Below are 20862 nucleotides of genomic sequence, written 5' to 3'. Positions count from 1 at the left end.
AGCAGCCTACAGCTAGCTTCCTAGTTTAAGCTTTGCTTTTCACTGAGTATTAAGTTAAAAAAATGAGGCTGGTCAAAAAGTCTTTAAAATCAAAAAACGCATAATATCAGGTATTGAAAACCTTGTACTATGCGTTTTATTGTGGGAAGATTTACTTCATTTTTTCCTGAAGTCGAGTTTTTTCCTGACTTATTGATTTGGACTATTCTTTTGATGCACTACTGCTTGAGCTTGAATCTCCGCCACCGATATATTGGGTAAAGATATTTTGGAAGGCTTGGTCCTTAACCTTGATATTGGCTGCTTGCAATTCTTTTCCGATAATGCTTTGAACAAATGTTGAATCATTTTGTTTTTGAGTCAAGATAACAGTTTTTAATTTTTCTTTGTAGTCATCAATATTAGATGATTTTTCTGTTTTCTTAATGAGTTTTACAATGTAATATTGGCTACTGTACGCTTGTGTGCCAGTTGCTGTAATCACATCAGAAATGCCATTTACATCTAAAGCGAAAGCGGCTTTCTTGACTTGCTCAGGTACTTCCGTTGAAGCAGAATCAAAGGTAATTTCTCCACCATTTGCTTTAGTTTTCTCATCAGTTGAGTTATCTTTGGCTAATTGAGCAAAATCAGCACCTTCTGCCTTGGCTTTTTCGAGAACTTCTTTAGCCTTATCTTCATTATCAAGACGGATGATTTGAACCGTTACATCTGGAGTGTATTCGTCAAAGGCCTTCTTATAAGCATCATCTGTCAATTCAGCTTCTGCTGCCTTCTTAACTGCCAACTCAACTAATTTACTTGTACGAATTTGAGCTTTACGTGTTTCAAGAGTCATACCTGCTTGTGACAAGACACGTTGGTAGTTTTCGCCATATTGTTTTTCTTCTTCGGCAATAGTATCATCAACCTCTTTATCATCAAGCTCTGAGCCATATTGTTTTTCAAAAACTTTTTGGATGGTCATATTTAACAAGACTTGTTGGGCTGAAGGGTTGCTTTTCACTTGCTCATAAAATTGATGTTCTGTGATGACATCCCCTTTCATGCTGATAAGGTCTGCCCCTTCTGAACCTTTCGAACAAGCTGCTAAAGTTGCTACTGATAATAGTGTAATGGCACCTGCCAATAGTTTTTTATTCATGTCTACTCCTTTGAGATAAGTGTTACTCTATCTATTGTACTATATTTTCTTAAATTTTTCTGAAAATCATTCGCTGTCAGGCAATTGAACATCTGCTACATTTTTACGAAGCATGAGAATGCCGTCCCCCAGAGGGACTAATGTTGCAGTGAGTCCTGGATTGTCTAAGGTTGCATCAAATAGTCTTTGAAGGCCTCGATAGATGGTTCGCTGACCTCGACGGACTTCCATAATGTCCTTGGCAACATCACCGCCTTGGAAAATATCATCCAAGACAACCACACCTCCAACTTCCAAATGTTTGAGGATTTCTGGTAGAAAGACGATGTATTTAGACTTGGCAGAATCCATAAAGACAAAATCATAAGACTCTGTCAAGGTTGATAAGACATCTACCGCATCTCCTTCTAGGAGAGTGATTTGCTTACGACTATCAAACTGGGCAAAATTTTCCTTGGCAAAACCAATCATTTCTGGATTGCGATCAATAGTTGTAATCTTGGCATTTGGCGCATGTTCCGCCATCAAGAGGGCTGAAAAACCGATGGCCGTCCCAATTTCCAGAATGTTTTTAGGTTGCATGGTTTCCATGAGAAAACGGAAATAAGCTACCGTTTCATGGGGAATAATGGGAATATTTTCCTTGCGGGCAAAGTCTTCCAATTCTTTCAAAGATCCTGTGACTTGCTTTTGGCGCTGACGCATCAAGTCTACAATTTCTTCCTTGACGACAGGGCGACGCATGTTATGGTTGGCATTTTTACTATATGATTCAACCATCTTATGTCAATCCCAATTTTTCAACAAGGGCTTCAAACTCATTCAAACGACGTTCGAAGACTGCAAAGGCATCGTTGAGATAGTCTTCCTTCTCCATATCAACACCAGCTTTTCTCATGACATTAAGTGGATAGTCAGATTTACCTGCCTTGAGGTAGTCAATATAACGGTCACGGTCTTCTTGACTACCATGGACAATCTTTTCAGCCAAGGCTGAGGCTGCTGCAAAGCCTGTTGAATATTGATATACATAGTAGTTATAGTAGAAGTGTGGAATGCGAGCCCACTCGTATTGGATTTCAGGATTGTCTTCCTTACTCAAACCATAATACTCTTGGTTCAAGTCTGCGTAGAGTTTATTTAGAAAATCGCTTGTCAAGACTTCACCATTTTGGTCCGCTTGGTGAATGGCGTGTTCAAACTCAGCAAATTGAGTTTGGCGGAAAACTGTTCCACGGAAACCGTCTAGGAAGTTATTGAGAATAGCAAAGCGCGTTGCATCATCTTCCACTTCTTCCAATAATTTCTCCGTCAAAATATTTTCATTGGTCGTTGAGGCAATCTCAGCCAAGAAGATAGAATAATCACCGTAAACATAAGGCTGAGTTTCGCGAGTATAGCTGGAATGCATACTGTGACCTGTTTCATGAACAAGAGTAAAGAGATTGTCCAGATTGTCCTGCCAGTTGAGAAGCATAAAGGCATTGGTATCGTAAGAACCGCCAGAGTAGGCCCCTGAACGCTTGCCTTGATTTTCGTAAACATCAATCCAACGCTCACTGAAGGCACGTTTAACACGGCTCAAGTAATCCTCACCCAAGACTGCCAAGGCATCTTCTGCCTTTTTCAAGGCTTCTTGGTAGGTAAAACTATATTCAACAGATGAAAGCGGTGTGTAGACATCGTACATCTTGAGGTCTGAAATCCCCAAAATCTTTGAACGAAGCTCAAGGTATCGATGCAAGAGTGGCAAATGCTTGCGAACTGCTGCTACCAAATTGTCATAAACACTCTCTGGAACAAAATTTACTGCGAGAGCTGCATGACGAGCACTCTTGTAGTTGCGAACTTTGGCACGATAGTTTTGAACCTTAACATTGGTTTGCAAGGTTTTGGCATAGGTGTGTTGGAATTGCTCATAAGTCGCATAGAGGGCTTGATAGGCACCACGACGAACCTCACGGTTTTTAGACTCCATCAAACGTGTGTAAGTCCCATGAGAGAGCTGCACTTCCTTACCATCATCGTCGAGGACATAAGGAAACACAATATCCGCATTGTCCAAGATAGCGAAGGTTTCACTTGCCGAACCAAAGATTTCTCCAGCGCCAGCCAATAATTCTTCTTCGCGTTGTGAAAGAACGTGATCCTTACCTTGCAAAAGCTTGTCAAAATAGTGTTGATAAAGCTGCAATTTTGGTTGAGCTTCTAAAAAGTCAGCATACTGCTTTTCGCTAATCTCCATAAATTCAGGCTCATAGAATGAAAAGGCTTGGTCTAGCTGACTATAGAGAGTCATGGCCTTGGCATAGTACTCTTGGTACTTGGCTTCACGTGTGTCTTGGTCATTCTTCATATGAGCATAAACGTAAAGCTTCTCCATTTGGCGTTCCATCTTAAGAGAAAATTCAGTAATTTCTAGTAGACTATTCGCACTATCCAAGAGATGACCTTCATACTGGGCTACTGTCTCCAATTTTTCTGTTAAATCTTTTAAGGCTTCTTCCCAAGCCTGGTCAGTTGGGTAGATCGTTGATAGATCCCATGTATCTTTTTCATTTATTTCATGTCTTTGTAATACCATTAGATTCCTCCATCCTTTCTATTCTACCATATTTTTCAAGAAATATTGCTGATAAAAGGCTGGTGGATAGAGCTTTTGCCAATCATTTTGAGGATTTTCTTGATAATAGGTTTGAAAATACTGATAATAGCTAGTCAAATCTTGCTCAATTTGGCAAAAATCACCTACTAGTGGTCGAATTTGTGGATACCATTCTTTCAGCCCATAAGTCAGGACATTTTCTCCCTTTTGATAGGCTTCTGCTTGTTCTTTCATCCAAATGGGATTTTGATAGTACAGTTGTTGCCGGATATAACGACAGATGTCCTTATCCTGAGAAACTGTAAAATGAGATATTTTTTGTTTCTTATAGGGAAGACGTAATATCTCCAGTAGACTATCTTGGCCATAGGGAAATTCCTTAATCTGATAATGGAGTTTACCTCGGAGATCTTGGTGGATCAGGTATTTGAGTCTTAAAACTTGTTTTTCACTGTCTACTTCCCAAACATAAAAGCCCATGTTGTGACTGAAATAAAGAAAACCTTGTTGCAGACGGGTCAAACGCTCCTTGAGCCACAGTTTTTCTCCCAGCAACCACAGTACTTGGTAACCCTGACTACGATAGCCCTCACTGCGCTCTTTAAGAACTTTTTGAGGCAAGGGACTACACTGAACCTCTAAAGCTAGGTTGCCATTTACAAACACATCCGCAATCTGTTTAAGCTCTGGAAGCAGGTATTCTAATTGCACCTCGGCCTCTTTTTTCAACCAGTGATAAAGGACTTCCTTATTTGCCAGATGTTCTGGACTTTCATTTTCAGAGGAATAATCACAGTCTTTTAAGGATTTATGGGCAAAATGGGTCCGTACACTTGATCCTTGACGCAAACGGAGCTGACCTCCACAAGCTGGGCAGGTGTATGCTTTCTTCTCAAGCTTATCCTCTAACACATTTACCAACTCTCCCCTAGCATCTCTCGCAACAAACATGATTTCCCTCCTTTTCTATATTATTCGTAAAAAAGAAAAAAGATCAGGAAAATTCCCCAACCTTCATTCATGTTTATTTGATTTTTTTAGCTAGCATGGTCGCAAAGCGTAGTTGTATACGATTGCCATTCTCATCACGACGGTGCAAATGGCCTGGATTTTCATTGTACTTGACCAATTCCCAGTCCTTGTAATAGTCTGCCAATTCTCCTTCTTTAAAGGTAAATGGGAAGTTCACTGAGCAAGGATAATCCTCCGTATCCATGGCACAAACGATAAGATTATAGCCACCAATACTAGTTTTCTCCTGCATATTTTTGATAATTGCAGGAATGCGGTCTGCTTGCAAAAACATCAAAACAACTGTCGATACGATGAAATCATACTCTTTCCCAATGCTGGCTGAATTGATATCGTAAAGACCAACAGGCATATCCAAATCTTCCTGCTCAACAATGCTTTGCAAGATTTCAAGGGACAGTTCATTTTGATCGACAGCTGTCACATCAAAACCTTGCTGGGCTAGAAAGAGAGAGTTACGGCCTTGACCACAGCCCAAATCCAAGGCTTTCCCTGGTTTTACTGTCTGCATAGCCTCTAGGACCTCTGAATGAACAGGATTGGTATTGTATTTCTTAGGGAAATAATCCTCAGGTTTACAATAAAATTCCAAGTACCATTCTACATCATCTGTGGCAGCTTCCACTCGGTGCCAGGCTTGAGGTTGCGCCATTGGATTGTCTGCTCCCGCTTCAAAGAGATGTTCAGCTAGAACCTCACCATCCTCTGTCAATTCAATAAACTTGAGAGTTCCTTTTAAAACAGTAATCTTGCCCCAAGTCCCAACCTTGGTATTGTGTTTCTGCTGAACAGCCTCTGGCATGGTTTCTTTAGTCCACAAAGGCATACGTTTATAGGCAACTAGTTTTTCCATTTTCATTTCCTCTTTTTATCGCTGATTAACAGCTTTCATAACACGCGCGATGTCGCGGTTTTGCTCACGTCGTTTGATAGACTCCCGTTTATCATAGTCATGCTTCCCTTTAGCTAAACCTAAAAGTAGTTTAGCGTAACCATCTTTGATATAGACTTTAAGGGGAACCAGGGTCATTCCTGTTCCTTTAGTCTCTTGTTCCAACTTTTGGATTTGCTTTTTATGGAGCAGGAGTTTTCGACGACGTTCTGGTTCTTGGTTCCAGATATTGCCCTCTTCGTAAGGAGCGATATGAACATTGCTCAACCAAACTTCTCCATTTTTTACTTGGGCAAAGCCATCCTTGAGATTAATTCGAGCTGCTCGTACACTCTTGATTTCAGTTCCAGTCAGGACCATTCCTGCCTCTAGCGTATCTACGATTGTATAGTCATGACGTGCTTTTTTATTTTGTGCGACGACCTTTCCCTCGCCCTTTGCCATGCTTGGCTCCTTTCTTAGCTACTTCCTTGTAAAAAGGTTTCTTGCCTTTTTTCTTCTTGTCTTTTTGTGAATGCTTGCGCTTATCATTTGAGCGTCCTGATTTTTTCTTGTCTTCCTTCTTATCTGAACGACGACTTGAACCACGCCCTCTGTCACTACGATTAGACTGTTTCAAGCCTTTTTCAATCACATCAAATTCACTTGGGATATATGAGAAGTCAATTTCACCCGTCATCTTGTCGGCTCTTTCAACTCGGATACGGATTTGCTGACCTACACGGAAGGTTGTTCCTGATTTCTCCCCACGAAGAGTCAAATCCCGCTCATTGAAATGATAAAATTCAGGTAGATTAGTGATGTGAATCAAGCCTTCAACCGTATTTGGCAATTCGACAAAGAGACCGAATTTAACGATGCTAGACACAACCGCATCGTACTCTTCGCCCACGTATTCTTCCATATACTCAGCCTTTTTCATGGCTTCGACTTCACGCTCAGCCTCGATAGCACGACGCTCACGGTTGGAAGACTGGGTCGCAATCTCTGGGATCACTTGCTCAAAATGCTCTGCTATTTCCTTAGAACGGCCGTAATCCCGAATCATACGGTGAACAAGAAGGTCTGGATAACGACGAATCGGACTGGTAAAGTGAGTGTAATAGTCAGCCGCTAATCCATAGTGGCCGTGATTGTGCTCCGAATAGCGAGCCTGCTGCATAGAGCGAAGAAGCATCATGGACAATACATCCGCATAAGGTTCTCCCTCAACAGTACGCATGATGTCTTGAAGTGCCTCCTGACTAATCTCACTGGCAGGCCCATAAATGCGCAAACCAAAACTCGAAGCATAATCAATAAACTTCTGAACCTTTTCAGCCTTTGGCTCCTCGTGAATTCGATAGATGAAAGGCAAATCCAGCTTGCTGAAATGCTCGGCAACTGTTTCGTTGGCCATCAACATGAAGGATTCAATCATGCGCTCGGCAATGCCACGCTGACGAAGAACGATATCAACAGGCTTACCTTGTTTATCCACTAAAATCTTCGCTTCATTGGTATCAAAATTGAGGGCTCCACGTTTCACTCGCATGTTTTCTAAAGTTTCATGAAGCTTGGCCATGAGTTCAATGCTTGGAACAATTTTCTGATATTCTTGTCTCTTTTCCTTGTCGCCAGCTAGGATATCATTGACATCGCTATAGGTCATACGGAAACTTGTCTTGATAACCGTTTGTGTGATAGTGTAGTTGACTACACGACCATGTTTATCAATCTCCATAATAGCAGATTGGGTCAAGCGGTCCACTTGCGGATTAAGTGAGCAAATTCCATTTGATAGGCGTTCTGGAAGCATTGGGACCACACGGTCCGTCACATAGACAGAAGTCGCACGGTTAAGGGCTTCTTTATCAAGGGCAGAGCCTTCCGTCACATAGTAGGAAACATCTGCGATGTGAACCCCAAGCTCCAGATTGCCATTTTTCAGAGCCTTGATATGCACTGCATCGTCCAAGTCCTTGGCATCCGCACCGTCAATGGTAAAGGTAATTTCATCTCTTAGATCCAGACGGCCTTCCATATCCTTTTGAGACGGAGCATCAGGCACACTTTCTGCTTCCTTAACAACAGCTTCTGGAAACTCGGATACAATGTCCATTGATTCCAAGACCTCAAGAACATCAATTCCGACATCCGTTGAGTGTCCCACCACATCGAGAACACTCGCGACAAAGAAATCATGTTTCTTGCTTGGGTATTTATCGATAAAGACCTTGAGAACTTCTGTTCCTTCTAACTTTAGGGCTGGTTTCTTAACATAAATCGGTTGACTGATTTTCTGATTTTTTGAACGAATATAGCCAGCATACTTAGGCTTTTCCTGATCCAGAACGATTTGCCCGACAACTGTTGTCAAACTGTGTTCTAGGATATCAATAATTTTGGCTTCTGCTGCTGTTCCCTTATTGCGGTCAGCGACTTTCTTAATCACTACCTCGACGGTATCACCATCAATAGCATAGTTGACATCATTTTTCCCTACAAAAAGGTCGTCCTCCTCGCCTTCCAGACTAACAAAGCCAAAGCCGTTTTTATGGGCATGAAAAATCCCCTTGAGGGTAATCTCATGTTTTTTCTTAATTTCTAATGTCAGACTACCATCTTCTTCAAAACGAATTTGGTGCTTTCTTTCCATTAAGGACAAGGTTTTAATCAACTCACGAAAATCCTTGGAACTGTCTTTTCCCAAAGCCTGAGCCAAATCATTAACAGTCACCTTTCCCTTGTCTTGTAAATATTCTTTTATTCTATCTTTCATATTTTCTTTCTAGATTTTTTAATTTTCTTTTACTGTAAAACCTTCTCAAACATCCTTTAAAAATAAAAAGAGGCAAAGACCTAGTCCTGCCCATTATTTTCTTATCTACTTGATAATACCGTCAATGCTAAGGCAATGGCTAGCCAGAAAAAGACTAAAATCCCTGTCAAACGCTGCATTACAGCTTCAAAACCGCGAGCTTTACTGCGTTCAAACAAATCACCTGAGCTGGCATCAAATACATTGCTGGATTGGTTTTTGGTTGGTTGCATGAAAATCGCAATCACAATCACAACAGATAATACTAATAAAATGGTTAATAATAGGTTATACATATCAAACTCCTTAAAATCCTTATTATTTTACCATAAAATCTACTTAGATTCAAGATGTAGGGTTACTTTTCTTTCTTTGGGACAATACTTTAAAACCTCGATCTTGTCTGGATGGGTTTTTGAATTTTTACTGGTTAGGTAATTGATACTGCCACAAGAGGAGCATTTGAGATTAATTTTTACTCGCACTAGATTTCCTTTACTTTTAATAATGTTCGAAATTGAAGCAGGTTAAAGAGACAACTAAAGGCAACACAAAGGCTTGTCGCATAAAAGACTGCATGGTAGCCAAATTGACCTGCTACTGCAGAACCTGCCATAGGCCCAACGACACCTCCCAGATAAAAGAATACCTGATTAAAGGCAAAGACCCTCGAAATACCAGCTTTGGGCGTCATCTTGCTGAGAAGGGCATTGACCCCAGGTATCAGCGCACCGGTTCCCAAGCCAAAGAGGAATCGATAGAGTCCTAGTTGAAGCGGACTAGAGGCATTGGCACAGAGGAGATAGATGATAACTGAATAAAACTGAGCTACAACCAAGAGACGATGGTTGCCCACCTTGTCACCTAGCTTTCCCATGACTCCTGCACTCATCATACTGGAAAAGCCCATACTGGACACAATCAAACCAGAGACAAAAAGAAGATTCTCTGTCTGGCCTAAGTCGCGTACATACAGAGCTAAGATAGGGCCGATTGATTGGGCTGAAAATTGGATGACAAAACTGGTCAGAAAGAGGTTGACCAAAAGATAGGGATATTTAACTGAGGTAAACAATTCCTTTGTTGGAATAGCCTTTTCCTTGGCTACTGGTTTAAAATCTTCCTTGATAAAGAAAATAGTCAAAACAGCAGCTAAAAGTAGAAAACTACCAACCAGTAAGAAAACAGTACGAATGCCAAATAATTCTGCAATAAATCCCCCGATAAAGGGACCAGTTAGAGTACCTGCAACTACGCCTGTAGACAAAGTACCTAAGGCAGAGCCTGATTTCTCCTTGGGAACCTGACTGGCTATCAAGGCCGTTGCATTGGGAACAAAACCCGCAAATACACCATTCAGTAAACGAAGAAAGATTAACCAATAAATATTTGGCACAAAGGCTAAGCCTCCCATAGTAATGGTCATGGCCAGACCAGCACGAATCATCATGGGTTTTCGACCGTATTTATCAGCAAGAATACCCCAGATAGGAGAAAAGAGTGCTGCGGAAATAGCAGAGACAGAAATAGCTAAACCTGCATAAAAAGCGACTTGCTCACTTCCTACACCTAGATTTTCCACAAAGATGGGCATAAAAGGCACAACCAAAGAAATACTGGCTCCAGTCAGAAAATTACCAAACCAGGCAATGCGCAGATTATCCTTCCAGTTAATCTCTGTCATCTTGCTTACCTCCCTCAAGCAGGGAGAACACCTGAGTAAGAAGCTGGTCCTGATTTCCATTGTTGTTTAAAACATGGCTGGCCAAATCTTTCTTTTTCTCTAAAGGCCACTGAGCTGCCAGACGCGACTCAGCTTCATCTTTGGACAAGTGGTCCCTTTTCATTAGACGTTCTACTTGGACATCTCGGTCTACATAGACCAACCAAGTCTCATCAAACCAAGAGACGTAGTCCTGCTCAAAAAGTAGGGGAATATCCATGAAGAAAATCTCTTCTGTCTGAGCCAATTGGTCTCTTAATGTAGCTAGTTCCTCACGGATAATCTCTCCTTGAGTTACCCTAGACCATTCCCGTTCCTCAGGATTTGAAAAGATAAGACTAGCTAGGAGAGGGCGATTGAGTTCTCCGTTTGTTAGAATTATTTCTTGACCAAAGTGCTGGACTAGAGCCTCAAACAGACGACCACCAAGTCTCTGTAGTTGGTGGACAACCGCGTCGGCATCCACTACTTGAAATCCTTGCTTTCTTATAAAATTTGTCACAGTTGACTTACCAGAGGCAATTCCCCCAGTGATTCCGATGATTTTTCCCATCAGTCCCTCCTTTGACAGTTTGGACAAAAGTGGGTACCTCGTCCGCCTAGTTGGATTTTCTCAATGATGGTGGCACAACGTGAACATTCTTGACCAGCCTTATCATAGACCTGATGAAAATCCTGCATGGTTCCATCTTCCCCAAAGGCATTGGTATAGGTCCGAATGGTGGAACCACCTTTTTCAACAGCCTGTCCCAAAACAGCAATGGTCTGGTCATGAATGGCAGTCGCTTCTTCTGCTGTCAAAGTCTGGGAAGGTCTTGCTGGATGAACCTGAGCTCGCCAGAGAACCTCATCCACATAGATATTTCCAAGGCCAGCTACCAAGGTCTGGTCTAAAAGGTGGGATTTGATAGGCTTTTTAGATTTGGATAGAGCAGCTTGAAAGACCTGCAAATCAAATTCTTGTTCGCTTGGTTCAGGCCCTAATTTTTTAGAAATAAAATAAGCTTCCAAAAGGTCTGGTGCAAGCAGTTCCATAGTCCCAAACTTGCGTACATCCTCATAAACAAGCGTGCCACCGTCCTCAAACTGGAAGAAAATATGGGCATGTTTGCGTTCAGGTACTTGGTCTGGATAGTAAAAATACTTGCCCTCCATCCGCAAATGGGAAATCAAGACCTTGTCTGTCAGGTAGAAAATCAAATATTTGCCACGACGTCCCATTGACTCAACAACTTGACCAGGCACTTCCTTTCGAAACTCGTCCAAATCCGTCTTAATCATCTTGGGATAGCGAATTTCTACACTCGAAATCTTCTTTCCCAAAATCAATTTTTCTAAGCCACGACGAACGGTTTCAACCTCAGGTAATTCAGGCATAAGTCCTCCTTCTGTAAAAACAAGAAGCAGGCATGAGCCCACCTCTACTTAGTATTCTTTTTCATTATAGCCAAAGTCAGCCAAATCTAGCTTTTTATCGCGCCAGTTTTTCTTGACCTTGACCCAGGTTTCTAGGAAGACCTTGTCTCCTAGCATGAGTTCAATATCACGACGGGCCATGCTACCGATTTTCTTAAGCATAGCGCCACCTTTACCGATGATGATCCCTTTCTGACTATCACGCTCGACCATGATGGTTGCACGGATGTGAACCTTGTCTGTCTCTTCATCTCGTTTCATAGAATCAACAACTACTGCGACAGAGTGCGGAATCTCTTCACGAGTTAGGTGCAAGACTTTCTCGCGAACCATTTCTGAAACCAAGAAGCGCTCTGGATGGTCTGTGATTTGATCAGACGGGAAATACTGGAAACCTTCGTCCAAATTTTCACTCAAAATATCCACTAGACGAGAGACGTTATTTCCCTGAAGGGCTGAAATGGGCACAATTTCCTTAAAGTCCATTTGGTTACGGAAATCATCGATCTGAGATAAAAGCTGGTCTGGGTGAACCTTATCGATCTTATTCACCACCAAAATCACAGGAACCTTGGCAGCCTTGAGACGCTCGATAATCATATCGTCCCCCTTACCACGCGCTTCATCAGCAGGCACCATGAAGAGAACGGTATCCACTTCACGAAGGGTGCTATAGGCAGATTCGACCATGAAATCTCCAAGAGCCGTTTTAGGTTTGTGAATCCCTGGTGTGTCGATAAAGACGATTTGTTCCTTATCAGTCGTGTAAATTCCCATGATTTTGTTGCGCGTTGTCTGCGCCTTGTCACTCATGATGGCAATCTTTTGCCCCATAACGTGATTTAAAAAGGTTGACTTCCCAACGTTGGGACGTCCTAAAATGGCTACAAAGCCTGATTTAAAAGTCATAATTTCCTCTTACTGTTTAAAATAATAAATCCCAGATTCGTGGGAGAAAAATCAATGCGCCTGTTAAGGCTGCGAAAAGAGAGACCACTAATACCGCGCCAGCTGCCATATCCTTGGCATTTTTAGCTAGCATGGAAAAGTGATAGTGGCTGGCCAAATCTACTACATTTTCGATAGCAGAGTTGATAATTTCAAAGGCTACTACCAAGAAAATGCTCAATAGGAGAAAGAGCCATTCGATTCGTGACACCTGAAAAACAAAACCTGCAAGAATGACTACAAGAGCCGTTACTGCATGTTTTCGCATATTGCGTTCTTCCTTGATAGCAGTAAAAATTCCTGTGATGGCAAATTCTAAACTGGATATCAGGTCACGATTTTTCCATTTTCGTTTATTGTCTTGTGAGTCCATAGGCTGTCAAAATTTCTTCTTGTAAACCGAACATCTCCGCTTCTTCTTCCGGAGTATAGTGATCATAGCCATTGATATGTAAAAAGCCGTGTACTGCCAAGAAGCCCATCTCACGCTCAAAGCTGTGACCATATTCCTCAGCCTGCTCATGAGCCTTATCAATAGAGATGAACAGTTCTCCAATATAGGCATCAAACTCAGACATCATCTCTGCCAATTCTGGATTTTCAAGCAAATCCTCTTCGTCAAAGGCAATTTCCAACTCTGGCTTATACTCAAGGCTGATGACGTCTGTCGGACGGTCTGTGTCACGGTACTCCAAATTGAGTTCATGGCTACGCTCGTTGGTCACAAAAGTAACTGCCATCTCCTTGTCTTCTTTGCCTAATTTTTGGGCTGCAAATTCCAAAATTTCTTGGGTTTGTTGCAACATTTCTTTTGAAACTTGACCAGTTTCATCTACCATTTCAATATACATGTGCTTCTCGTTTCTCTTTACTTGGCTTTATTATACCACATTTCCATGATTTTATTCTACCTTTTTGATATAATACTATGGAATACAATCACAAGGAGAGAACGATGTCATTTGACGGATTTTTTTTACACCACATGGTTGAGGAATTGCAAAGAGAGTTAGTGAACGGTCGCATCCAGAAAATCAATCAGCCTTTTGAACAAGAATTGGTCTTGCAAATCCGCAGCAATCGCCAAAGCCATCGTCTGCTCCTTTCTGCCCATCCAGTTTTTGGACGCATTCAGCTGACCCAAACGACTTTTGAAAATCCAGCCCAACCTTCCACCTTTATCATGGTTTTGAGAAAGTATTTGCAGGGGGCTCTGATTGAGTCGATCGAGCAGATTGAAAATGACCGCATTGTGGAAATTACAGTTTCCAATAAAAACGAGATTGGAGACCATATTCAGGCTACCTTGATTATCGAAATCATGGGTAAACACAGTAACATTCTACTGGTTGATAAAAGTAGTCATAAAATCCTCGAAGTTATTAAACACATCGGCTTTTCACAAAATAGCTACCGTACCTTGCTTCCTGGATCGACCTATATCGCTCCGCCAAGTACGGAATCTCCCAATCCTTTTACGATCAAGAACGAGAAACTCTTTGAAATCCTGCAAACTCAGGAAACGACAGCTAAAAACCTTCAAAACCTCTTTCAAGGTCTGGGACGTGATACAGCAAATGAATTGGAAAACATTCTTATTACCGATAAACTATCTACTTTCCGTGACTTTTTCAGTCAAGAAACCCAGCCATGCTTGACTGAGACTTCCTTCAGTCCAGTTCCTTTTGCCAATCAGGTGGGAGAGCCTTTTGCCAGTCTTTCTGATTTGTTGGACACCTACTACAAGGATAAGGCTGAGCGAGACCGTGTCAAACAGCAAGCCAGTGAACTCATTCGTCGTGTTGAAAATGAACTTCAAAAAAATCGTCATAAGCTTAAAAAACAAGAAAAAGAGTTACTGGCGACAGACAACGCTGAAGAATTTCGCCAAAAAGGAGAATTGCTGACAACCTTCCTCCACCAAGTGCCTAATGACCAAGACCAAGTTATCCTAGACAACTACTACACCAACCAACCTATCACGATTGCTCTTGATAAGGCTCTGACTCCCAACCAGAATGCCCAACGCTACTTTAAACGGTATCAGAAATTAAAAGAAGCTGTCAAATACTTGACTGATCTGATTGAGGAAACCAAGGCAACTATTCTCTATTTGGAAAGTGTAGAAACCGTCCTCAACCAAGCTGGACTGGAAGAAATCGCTGAAATCCGTGAAGAATTGATTCAAACAGGTTTTATCCGCAGAAGACAACGGGAGAAAATCCAGAAACGCAAAAAACCAGAACAATATCTAGCAAGCGATGGCAAAACCATCATCTATGTCGGCCGCAATAATCTGCAAAATGAGGAGCTAACCTTTAAAATGGCCCGCAAGGAGGAACTTTGGTTCCATGCCAAGGACATTCCTGGAAGCCATGTTGTCATCTCAGGAAATCTTGCCCCATCTGATGAAGTCAAGACAGACGCAGCAGAGTTAGCTGCCTACTTCTCTCAAGGTCGCCTGTCAAATCTGGTGCAGGTGGATATGATTGAAGTCAAAAAACTCAACAAACCAACTGGTGGAAAACCCGGCTTTGTCACTTACACAGGACAAAAGACCCTCCGCGTCACACCAGACCCAGAAAAAATCGCATCCATGAAAAAATCCTGATTTTACTTGAAATCAGGATTTTTAACTTACACTCAATGAAAATCAAAGAGCAAATTAGGAAACTAGTCGCAGGTTGCTCAAAGCACTGCTTTTAGGTTGTAGATAAGACTGACAAAGTCAGTTACATACATAATCTAAGCGACGCTGACGTGGTTTGAAGAGATTTTCGAAGAGTATCAATTATAGGACTAATCTTTGCCACCTAGTTTCTCATTGATTTTCATCATCACACTAGCAATTTTTTCACCCCAATAAGGGTCTGAGGCATATTCAACATTCATACCAGACGCCTTGTTCCCAAGGAAAGTTCTGCCCCTATCGATATAATTTTCCTTAATCCACTTGGTTGCTCCTAAAATACCTTTATCCACATCATCAAATGTCTTGGCAGAAAGGTAAGGAGTCGTATCATAGGCTGTAATTCCAAAGAAATTATTCTTATCTCTAGCAATCTTACTTCTTCCCCAGTTGCTTTCTAAGGCACTATGAGCAAGGAGATAGAGGGCATTGATATGGTAATGTTCTTCGGCTTCCTTAAAGGTAGCTCCCTTATTTTCCAAGAGACTATTGTCAATATTTAACAGACTAAATATCTTATCCAAATCTTCAGCACTATAGTTTGTAGCCTCTGTCAAATCTTTAAAAAGGAAGGGATTTTCAAGCTTAAAACCATCAAAATGCAGCCCATCTGCCGAATAATATTTCTTGCCCACTTCCATATCAGAAAGATGAGAAGCTACTGGGATACTAGCATTCTGAGCCACATAGTGATAAAAACGGTGCCCATCACTCTCATAATAAGGGATAAAGTCCTTACTAGCATCTAGCGCTTGTAAATCTTCTGTTTTCATATAGCCTGACAAACCAGAAATAGTAATAGCCAGGCGCTTGTCTTCACTTTTTCTATCCTTATCTAGCCAAACAACACTACCTTGTGATATATAGGAGAGCTTTTCACCATCTGCATTATAAACATTTGCTGTGACAGGCACTACTTGATAGTAAGCAGCATTTTCGTTTGTAGCTTTTTCTCCAAGCCATTTACCGTCGCTTACAAGCTGATAACCATCTACAGTCTCATTTTTCGCCATGTAACCACCAGATTTGAAGTAGTACCAAGCTTGACTTTTGGCATCGTATAGCCATTCTTTCTCAGCCATTTTGCCATCAGATTTTAGATAAAACCATGACTCCTTATCCAAAATCCATTCATTGGCTGCCATATAGCCACCGGATTTTAGATAATAATAGTGACCATTTTCGAAAATCCATTCTTTGTCAGCATGATTTCCATTTTCTTTGATATAAAACCAAGATTGGTATTGTTTGTCATAAAGCCAACCTTGCTGTACTTTGGCACCACTAGCATTCACATAAGCCTGATCCATCCACTGACTTGTTAGTAAATAACCACCAGATTTAAAATAATAGTCCTTACCCTTGATTTGGAGCCATTCTTTCTCTGCGTGTTGTCCATCTGCTTTTATATAAAACCAAGCGTCGTATTGAGAATCATAGACCCAGTCTTCTATTACTTTGGCACCTGTTGCACCGACATAGGAAGCTCCTAGCCAAGCATTTCTTTTCATCTTTCCATCTTGGTCAAGATAATAAAAGGCTCCCTTATCTTCTATCCATTCTGACTTGGCCATATAGCCACCAGATTTAAGATAAAAATAGTCGTCACCTTGTTTCAGCCATTCATTTTCAGCATAGTTAGCATCTGCTTTTATATAAAACCAAGATTGATAATGAGCATCAAAAATCCATTCATTGGCTGCTTGACTACCGTCTGCTTTCAGGTATTGTTTTCCTTGCCAAGTACCATCACTGGCCATTACACCCTCTGGACTAGCTAAGAAAAATAGCAGGGCTAAAAAAATAAATCTTACTTTCTTCATTAACCTTCTTCCTCTGTTCTTATTTATTTTATTGTACCAAAATTCTCCTAAATTCATATTACAAACTAATAAAAAATCAAGAACAGATTGATTGCAGTTTACCTCAGAGACTCTTTTACTTCATTGCGTAGATTTTCCAGACTACTAATACCGTATTTGTCCATAACTTTTGGTAAATTTTCGATGATGTCAGGACAGGCGTAAGGATTGGTAAAGTTGGCTGTTCCAACTCCAATAGCAGATGCTCCAGCCAGATACATTTCTAGGGCAGCTTCTGCCGAATCCACTCCCCCCATTCCAATGATAGGCAGGTCTGTTGTTTGGGCCACTTGGCGGATAAGTTTGAGGGCTACTGGAAATACTGCTGGACCAGACATTCCTCCTGTTCCATTGGCCAAGATTGGTTTTCTGTTTTTGAGATTAAAGCGCATTCCAACTAGAGTATTGATCATGGTCAAGCCACTTGCTCCCGCATCTTCTGCAGCTTTTGCGACAGTAACGATATCGGTCACACTCGGGGTTAATTTGACATAAACTGGCACTTCGGAGGCTTCCACAGCTGCTTTCACCACATCATAAGCCAAATCTGGATCTTGACCAATCAAAAGTCCGTGATTACAGTGGTCAACATTGGGGCAAGAAATATTGAGCTCGATAGCCTTTACATTAGCTGCCTTGGAAATACCATGAGAAACAGCCGCATACTCTTGTTTTGAAAAACCAGCTACATTGGCGATAATAGGAAGATTTGGATATTCTCTTTCCAGCCAAGGTAACTTTTCAGCCAAAACAACTTCCAAACCAGGATTTTGCAAGCCAATTGCATTGAGCATGCCAGCAGGTGTTTCTGCCACCCTTGGAGTTGGATTGCCAAAACGGGGTTCAAGAGTTGTCGCCTTGATCATAATAGAACCCAAAAGGTCTAAATCATAGTACTTGGCATACTCTTGACCAAAACCAAAACAGCCTGATGCTGGAATAATCGGATTTTTCAAATCCAAGCCTGGTAGAGAAACTTGTAAACGATTTCTAGTCATAATTTTCTCCTTATAATACAACTGTTCCTGTGCGGAAAACAGGACCATCTTCACAGACGCGTTGGCTGACCGTCTCGCTTTCTGGTACTTTTAGGACGCAGGCATAACAAGCTCCCATCCCACAAGCCATACGAGATTCCAGAGATAGATAGGCTCTTGGATGATCATAAAAGGTTTGATTGATATACTTCATCATTCCAGGCGCCCCACATGAGTAAACAGCATCAAATTGATTGTCTAAATCCTTGATAACAACGGAAACATTTCCCTTGATACCATAAGAACCATCATCTGTCGTTACAAAGACCTGCCCATATTGAGCTAATTCCGTCTCTAAAATAACAGCATCCTTATTAGCAAAACCGAGAACTGTCACTACTTTCACACCACGCGCATGCAATTCCTTAGCCACCTCAAGCAAGGGTGGGACACCAATCCCCCCACCAACAAGGAGTACCTGACTCTGCTCATCAAGGTCAGACAAGTCAAAACCATTTCCCTGAGGCCCCATCACATCAAGAGTATCTCCCTGACTTAAGGTTGAGAAAATAGCTGTCCCAGCACCTTCAATTCGATAAATGAGGTGACACTGCTTCTTAACCTTATCAATAGACGAAATCGAAATAGGACGACGCAAGAGATGGGCGTCATCAGGCACACGCAGATGAAGAAATTGGCCTGCTCGCATGGCTTCAACCATTTCCCCTTCTAGGACTAATTCAAAGATTGCTGGCGCAATTTCCTCCTGTGCAACCACCTTCATGGTTTCCAATCGAATTGCACCCAAACGTTTCTTACATGTGGGATTCATGACTTTTCCTCCTTAAATTTTAAGGGGACCAGACAAAGAAAAGACCTTGCTAGTGCAAGGTCTCAGTTAAAATCATACAACAGAAGAGAGCACACTCAAAAAGTCTCCTCTAGAAAATTGTACTATTCTTTTATCTGACACCTTGTGAGTCTCTCTGGACTCCCCTTAAAGGTTAAATTTTTATTAGTATACTCTTTCAGCTAAAAAAAGTCAAGTAGAAAACGAACATTCTACTTGACCTCACGAGATTATTTTTCACGAATGACTTCGACCTTGTAGCCATCAGGGTCTTTGATAAAGTAATAGTTAGGTGCAGTTCCTGGTAGACCATTTGGCTCAGTCACTTCATAGCCTTTGGCACTATGCTCTTGATGAAGCGCCTCAAGATCAGGTGTACTGAGGGCGATATGGGCAAATCCATCTCCAACCACATAAGGACCGTGATCGTAGTTATAAGTCAACTCCAACTCATAGTCGTCACCCTCAAGTCCTAGATAGACAATCGTGAAGGCATGATCTGGAAAATCTCTGCGACGCAATTCTTTAAATCCAAAAGCATCTTGATAAAATGCAATTGATTTTTCAAGATTTTCTACTCGCAAGCAAGTGTGTAGCATTTTTGAAGCCATATTTTTCTCCTTTATTTTTAAAAAGACTGGGACAATCCTGTTCCAGTCTTATCAGTTATTATTTACCAAGTTTTGCTTTAGCTGCATCTGCAAGAGCTGTGAAAGCTGCTGCATCGTTAACAGCCAAGTCAGCAAGCATTTTACGGTTAACTTCGATCTCAGCCAATTTCAAACCATGCATCAATTGTGAGTATGAAAGTCCGTTCATACGAGCTGCCGCGTTGATACGAGTGATCCACAATTTGCGGAAGTCACGTTTTTTCTGACGACGGTCACGGTATGCATAGTAGTAAGAGTTCATTACTTGTTCTTTTGCAGTACGGAACAAGATGTGTTTAGCTCCATAGTAACCTTTTGCTAATTTAAGAATACGTTTACGACGTTTGCGTGATACAACGCCACCTTTAACACGTGCCATGTTTTATTTCCTCCAAATATTTCCTAGAATTGTTTACTTACTGTTAGGCTATTATTTCAAGCGAGTAAGCATTGCTTTGATACGTTTGTAATCTCCTGAATGCACCATAGATGCTTTACGAAGATGACGACGTTGTTTCTTAGTTTTTCCGTGGAAACGGTGAGAAGTGTAAGCACGGAAACGTTTAAGTCCACCAGAACCTGTACGTTTGAAACGTTTAGCTGATGCGCGGTGTGTTTTTTGTTTTGGCATGATTTTTTCTCCTTTATTTAACTTTCTGACAATTATTTTTTGTCAGTCGCTGGCGCCAATTGCATGAACATTTGACGTCCATCCATTTTAGCACGTTGTTCGATGATGGCAATATCTTGAGTTGCTTCAGCAAACTCGGCTAAAACTTTTGCACCAATCTCTTTATGGGTAATCATACGACCCTTAAAGCGAATAGATACCTTAACTTTATTTCCTTTTTCAAGGAATTTGCGTGCATTGCGAAGTTTTGTATCAAAGTCACCCTTGTCAATAGTTGGACTTAGACGAACTTCTTTCACAGTAACAACACTTTGTTTTTTACGTTGTTCTTTTTGCTTCTTCTGGTACTCAAATTTGAACTTACCGTAGTCCATAATTTTTGCAACAGGCGGTTTGGCTTGGGGTTGAATCAATACTAGGTCAACATTAGCGTTATCAGCCAAAGCTTGCGCTTCACTGAGTGGCTTGATGCCTAGCTGTTCTCCTTCAAGACCAATCAAGCGAACTTCACGTACACGAATCTCATCATTGATGAATAAGTCTTGCTTTGCTATGGTTTTCACCTCTTTTGTTTTATTAGAGAAAAACAATAGCGGACTCGTAAATATACAAGCCCGCACGTTATGATAGCGTTTCTTAGAAA

Annotated in this window: 23 protein-coding genes and 1 other annotated feature (1 of these 24 running past the window's edge); of the genes, 1 reads left to right on the top strand and 22 read right to left on the bottom strand. The window is 41.3% G+C overall.

Annotation, left to right across the window (positions count from 1 at the left end):
- Positions 1–202: 202 nt before the first annotated feature.
- From prsA to ybeY, 15 genes are all read right to left on the bottom strand, one after another.
- Positions 203–1144, bottom strand: a complete 942-nt coding sequence (gene prsA, locus HT679_RS00770; protein ID WP_138704517.1) for a peptidylprolyl isomerase PrsA — start codon at positions 1142–1144, stop codon at positions 203–205.
- A gap of 66 nt (positions 1145–1210) precedes the next feature.
- Positions 1211–1924, bottom strand: coding sequence for an O-methyltransferase (locus HT679_RS00765; RefSeq protein ID WP_004259562.1), 714 nt, complete (start codon positions 1922–1924; stop codon positions 1211–1213).
- Between the two features lies 1 nt (position 1925).
- Positions 1926–3728 carry an oligoendopeptidase F gene (pepF, locus tag HT679_RS00760; protein ID WP_173212349.1) on the bottom strand — a complete coding sequence of 601 codons (1803 nt, stop codon included), beginning with the start codon at positions 3726–3728 and terminating at the stop codon, positions 1926–1928.
- An 18-nt stretch (positions 3729–3746) separates the two neighbouring features.
- A complete protein-coding gene (locus HT679_RS00755) occupies positions 3747–4700 on the bottom strand; it encodes a competence protein CoiA family protein (protein WP_173212347.1) in 954 nt (317 codons plus the stop codon).
- 73 nt (positions 4701–4773) lie between these two features.
- Positions 4774–5634, bottom strand: a complete 861-nt coding sequence (gene tehB, locus HT679_RS00750; protein WP_173212345.1) for an SAM-dependent methyltransferase TehB — start codon at positions 5632–5634, stop codon at positions 4774–4776.
- Positions 5635–5649: 15 nt separating this feature from the next.
- Positions 5650–6117, bottom strand: coding sequence for an SsrA-binding protein SmpB (gene smpB / locus HT679_RS00745; protein ID WP_001051750.1), 468 nt, complete (start codon positions 6115–6117; stop codon positions 5650–5652).
- The gene (gene rnr / locus HT679_RS00740; RefSeq protein ID WP_173212343.1) at positions 6080–8434 is read right to left on the bottom strand and encodes a ribonuclease R; all 2355 of its coding nucleotides are present in this window, start codon (positions 8432–8434) and stop codon (positions 6080–6082) included. The genes smpB and rnr overlap by 38 nt, the downstream gene beginning before the upstream one ends.
- Positions 8435–8535: 101 nt before the next feature.
- Positions 8536–8769 carry a preprotein translocase subunit SecG gene (gene secG, locus HT679_RS00735; RefSeq protein WP_000282517.1) on the bottom strand — a complete coding sequence of 78 codons (234 nt, stop codon included), beginning with the start codon at positions 8767–8769 and terminating at the stop codon, positions 8536–8538.
- A 39-nt stretch (positions 8770–8808) separates the two neighbouring features.
- Entirely contained in the window at positions 8809–8958 is a 150-nt protein-coding gene (gene rpmG / locus HT679_RS00730; protein ID WP_001809104.1) for a 50S ribosomal protein L33, read from the bottom strand.
- A complete protein-coding gene (locus HT679_RS00725) occupies positions 8958–10157 on the bottom strand; it encodes a multidrug efflux MFS transporter (RefSeq protein WP_173212341.1) in 1200 nt (399 codons plus the stop codon). Before HT679_RS00725 ends, rpmG begins: the two co-directional genes overlap by 1 nt.
- Positions 10144–10749 (bottom strand): dephospho-CoA kinase, encoded by a 606-nt coding sequence (gene coaE / locus HT679_RS00720; RefSeq protein WP_138704456.1) that lies wholly within the window; start codon positions 10747–10749, stop codon positions 10144–10146. The genes HT679_RS00725 and coaE overlap by 14 nt, the downstream gene beginning before the upstream one ends.
- Complete coding sequence (mutM, locus tag HT679_RS00715; RefSeq protein ID WP_173212339.1) at positions 10749–11573, bottom strand: DNA-formamidopyrimidine glycosylase; 825 nt, start codon at positions 11571–11573, stop codon at positions 10749–10751. Before mutM ends, coaE begins: the two co-directional genes overlap by 1 nt.
- 48 nt (positions 11574–11621) lie before the next feature.
- Positions 11622–12521: a GTPase Era gene (era, locus tag HT679_RS00710; RefSeq protein WP_000143264.1), complete on the bottom strand. Its 900-nt coding sequence runs from the start codon at positions 12519–12521 to the stop codon at positions 11622–11624.
- Positions 12522–12537: 16 nt separating this feature from the next.
- Positions 12538–12933 (bottom strand): diacylglycerol kinase, encoded by a 396-nt coding sequence (locus tag HT679_RS00705; RefSeq protein WP_000378157.1) that lies wholly within the window; start codon positions 12931–12933, stop codon positions 12538–12540.
- A complete protein-coding gene (gene ybeY / locus HT679_RS00700) occupies positions 12914–13411 on the bottom strand; it encodes an rRNA maturation RNase YbeY (protein ID WP_000275156.1) in 498 nt (165 codons plus the stop codon). Before ybeY ends, HT679_RS00705 begins: the two co-directional genes overlap by 20 nt.
- A 104-nt stretch (positions 13412–13515) precedes the next feature.
- Here ybeY and pavA point away from each other — a divergent pair, with 104 nt between their 5' ends.
- Positions 13516–15171 (top strand): Rqc2 family fibronectin-binding protein PavA, encoded by a 1656-nt coding sequence (gene pavA / locus HT679_RS00695; RefSeq protein WP_173212337.1) that lies wholly within the window; start codon positions 13516–13518, stop codon positions 15169–15171.
- 188 nt (positions 15172–15359) lie between these two features.
- Here pavA and HT679_RS00690 read toward each other — a convergent pair whose 3' ends face one another.
- From HT679_RS00690 to infC, 7 genes are all read right to left on the bottom strand, one after another.
- Positions 15360–17129 carry a glucosaminidase domain-containing protein gene (locus HT679_RS00690; protein ID WP_173212335.1) on the bottom strand — a complete coding sequence of 590 codons (1770 nt, stop codon included), beginning with the start codon at positions 17127–17129 and terminating at the stop codon, positions 15360–15362.
- A gap of 41 nt (positions 17130–17170) precedes the next feature.
- Positions 17171–18157 carry a dihydroorotate dehydrogenase gene (locus HT679_RS00685; RefSeq protein WP_173212332.1) on the bottom strand — a complete coding sequence of 329 codons (987 nt, stop codon included), beginning with the start codon at positions 18155–18157 and terminating at the stop codon, positions 17171–17173.
- A complete protein-coding gene (locus tag HT679_RS00680) occupies positions 18120–18920 on the bottom strand; it encodes a dihydroorotate dehydrogenase electron transfer subunit (protein WP_049502504.1) in 801 nt (266 codons plus the stop codon). The genes HT679_RS00685 and HT679_RS00680 overlap by 38 nt, the downstream gene beginning before the upstream one ends.
- 248 nt (positions 18921–19168) lie before the next feature.
- Positions 19169–19549: a VOC family protein gene (locus tag HT679_RS00675; protein WP_000157151.1), complete on the bottom strand. Its 381-nt coding sequence runs from the start codon at positions 19547–19549 to the stop codon at positions 19169–19171.
- A 58-nt stretch (positions 19550–19607) separates the two neighbouring features.
- The gene (rplT, locus tag HT679_RS00670) at positions 19608–19967 is read right to left on the bottom strand and encodes a 50S ribosomal protein L20 (protein WP_000124834.1); all 360 of its coding nucleotides are present in this window, start codon (positions 19965–19967) and stop codon (positions 19608–19610) included.
- A 51-nt stretch (positions 19968–20018) separates the two neighbouring features.
- On the bottom strand, positions 20019–20219 hold the full coding sequence (gene rpmI, locus HT679_RS00665) for a 50S ribosomal protein L35 (RefSeq protein ID WP_001125943.1): 201 nt from the start codon (positions 20217–20219) through the stop codon (positions 20019–20021).
- Between the two features lie 32 nt (positions 20220–20251).
- Entirely contained in the window at positions 20252–20782 is a 531-nt protein-coding gene (infC, locus tag HT679_RS00660; protein ID WP_000848180.1) for a translation initiation factor IF-3, read from the bottom strand.
- A gap of 15 nt (positions 20783–20797) precedes the next feature.
- Positions 20798–20862 (bottom strand) — a sequence feature (ribosomal protein L20 leader region); it runs 67 nt beyond the window's last position.

This window comes from Streptococcus sp. 4886, assembly GCF_013276485.1.
Taxonomy (GTDB): Bacteria; Bacillota; Bacilli; order Lactobacillales; family Streptococcaceae; genus Streptococcus.
This window is presented reverse-complemented; position numbering and strand designations above follow the sequence as displayed.